Annotated in this window: 3 protein-coding genes; all 3 read left to right on the forward strand. The window is 61.3% G+C overall.

Annotated elements, in window-relative coordinates; genetic code table 11:
• Positions 1–695 (forward strand): ABC transporter permease (locus ACXRVY_RS23630; protein ID WP_458238385.1); only part of this gene is annotated, 695 nt, incomplete at its 5' end.
• The gene (locus ACXRVY_RS23635) at positions 685–1,758 is read left to right on the forward strand and encodes a lipocalin-like domain-containing protein (protein WP_458238386.1); all 1,074 of its coding nucleotides are present in this window, start codon (positions 685–687) and stop codon (positions 1,756–1,758) included. The genes ACXRVY_RS23630 and ACXRVY_RS23635, both read left to right, overlap by 11 nt.
• A 131-nt stretch (positions 1,759–1,889) precedes the next feature.
• The gene (locus tag ACXRVY_RS23640) at positions 1,890–2,468 is read left to right on the forward strand and encodes a hypothetical protein (protein ID WP_223463059.1); all 579 of its coding nucleotides are present in this window, start codon (positions 1,890–1,892) and stop codon (positions 2,466–2,468) included.
• Positions 2,469–2,583: the final 115 nt, after the last annotated feature.

Below are 2,583 nucleotides of genomic sequence, written 5' to 3' on the forward strand. Positions count from 1 at the left end.
GCGATCACCTGACGCTGCCGACGCCCACCGGCCCGTGGTCGCCGCGGATCGTCGGGATCTACGCCGACTACGGCAATCCCAATGGCCACATTCTGGTCAATATCAATCACCTCCAGCGCGGCTGGCCGCAATTGACACCGAGCCGCTTCAACCTGCGCATCGAGCCGGCGTCGATCCCGGCGTTCGTCGCGGCATTACAGGCGCGTTTTACCCTGGACGACAGCCGCATCGTCGATCAGGCGCGGCTCAAGGGCTGGTCCACGCAAGTCTTCGAACGCACCTTCGCCGCCACCGCCGCGCTCAATAGCCTGACGCTGTGCGTGGCCGGGGTGGCGCTGTTCATCAGTCTGTTGACCCAAAGCCAGAGCCGTCTCGGGCAACTGGCGCCGCTGTGGGCACTGGGGGTGACACGTCGGCATTTGATGTTGCTCAACCTCGGGCAAACCTGGCTGCTGGCGCTGCTGACCCTGGTGCTGGCGTTGCCGCTGGGCATCGCCCTGGCGTGGTGCCTGGACACGGTGATCAACGTGCAGGCCTTTGGCTGGCGCCTGCCGTTGCGGGTGTTTCCATGGCAACTGTTGCAACTGATGGGTCTGGCGCTGGTGGCGACGCTGCTGGCCTCGGCCTGGCCGTTGTACCGTTTGTACCGCACACAACCGGCGGACCTGCTGCGGACGTTTGCCCATGAAGATTAAAGCCTGCGTGTTGCTCCTGGCGCTGCTAGCGAGCGGTTGCGATCAACCGGCACCGCTGGAAAAGGGTTTTGCCGGGCTGGGCAACCAGGCCGCTGCGTTCGCCCCGGTGGTGCCCGGTCGGGTGTTCAGCTTCCCGGCGGATCACGGCCCGCACGACGGCTTTCGCATCGAATGGTGGTACGTCACGGCCAACCTGAAGGACGCTCAGGGGCATGAGTTCGGCGCGCAATGGACGTTGTTCCGCAGTGCCTTGAAAGCCACCCCCGAGGTGGCGGGTTGGCAGAATCAGACGATCTGGCTCGGTCACGCGGCGGTGACATCGGCAACGGTGCATCACGCGGCTGAACGCTATGCCCGTGGTGGCGTCGGTCAGGCCGGTGTCAGCGTCGCGCCGTTCAATGCGTGGATCGACGACTGGCAGTTGCGCAGCCAGGCGACTGCCGATGACCCGTTAGCCGACCTGCAGCTCAGTGCTCGTGACCGGCGTTTCAGCTACCGATTGCGGTTGACCTCGACAGGTCCGCTGGTGCTTCAGGGGGACCAGGGGTTCAGCCAGAAATCCGAGCAGGGTCAGGCCTCGTATTACTACAGCCAGCCGTTTTTCCAGGCCAGCGGTACGCTGGACATCGACGGCCAGACCTTTCAGGTCAGTGGCCCGGCCTGGCTTGACCGCGAATGGAGCAGCCAGCCCCTGACAGGCAATMAGACCGGTTGGGACTGGTTCTCCCTGCACCTGGACAGCGGCGAGCAGGTGATGCTGTATCGCATGCGGCAAAAGGACGGGGAGCCTTACCTCACCGGCACCTGGATCGACGCCCGGGGCCAGACACAATTGCTGCACGCCGGCGACATCAGCCTCACGCCACAAGACACCGCCCGCGTGGCTGGACGCGAGATACCTGTGCGCTGGTCGATCAAGATCCCCGCCAGGCATCTCGAAATCGCCATCACCGCGCTCAATCCCCAGGCCTGGATGGACTTGCGCATTCCGTATTGGGAAGGCCCGGTGCGCCTCAGTGGCAGCCATGCAGGGAGCGGATATCTGGAAATGACCGGGTACTAATGCCCTGCGCCACGAAAATCATCCACCCGCCGCGACCACTCGCCGAACAGCGTCTATGCTCTTCGCACACATGGCGTTGAGCCCGGTTTCAACGCCGTTTGTTGCCATCAATCACAGGGAAAGTTCTGTCTATGAAACGCCACGCACTGACTAAAGCCATCACCCTCGCAACCTTGCTGTCTGCCGCCAGTTTTGGCGCAGTTGCCGCCGATATTCCGCTGTCCGAAGTCGTGGTGGCTGATCAGGTCACCACCACCGTCGTTTCGGTTGATGCTGCGAATCATTCCGTAGTCCTTAAAGGCCCGCAGGGTAATGAGTTCCCTGTGCAACTGACCGACAAGGCGAAAAACCTCGGCAATCTCAAGGCCGGCGATTCAGTCGATATCAGGGTCACCAGCGCCGTTGCAGCCTACCTCGACACCGATGTCGACAAAGGCCTGCCCGGCACCGCCGAAGCCACCGGCGAAATGCGTGCTGCGCCAGGTAGCGCCAACCCTGGCGGCGAAGCTTATCGTCAGGTGAAAGTGCAGTTGAAAATCACCCACATTGACGTGAAAAAACACCAGGTGACCTTCGAAAACCCGGAAGGCCAGTCCAAGACCGTCGACGTCAAACGCCCCGAGGTCCAGGCCAAACTCAAGGACTTGAAAGTCGGGCAAAGCGTGAACGTGGTTTATACCGATATATTGACGGTGACCAGCAGGCACTAATATTGGGTAATGGCTCTATACGGGCTGATTATTTTTGTACAAGTTTTGTATAGGAATAATCAGCTCGTATGGTCGAACTGGTGAGTTTGTGGCTCGGTGCGGGATAGGATTTAAG

This window comes from Pseudomonas sp. P5_A2_2 (genome assembly GCF_054177685.1).

Coding starts and splice junctions, on each gene's coding strand:
- ACXRVY_RS23640 (WP_223463059.1), top strand. CDS start 1,890: ATGAAACGCCACGCACTGACTAAAGCCATCACCCTCGCAACCTTGCTG.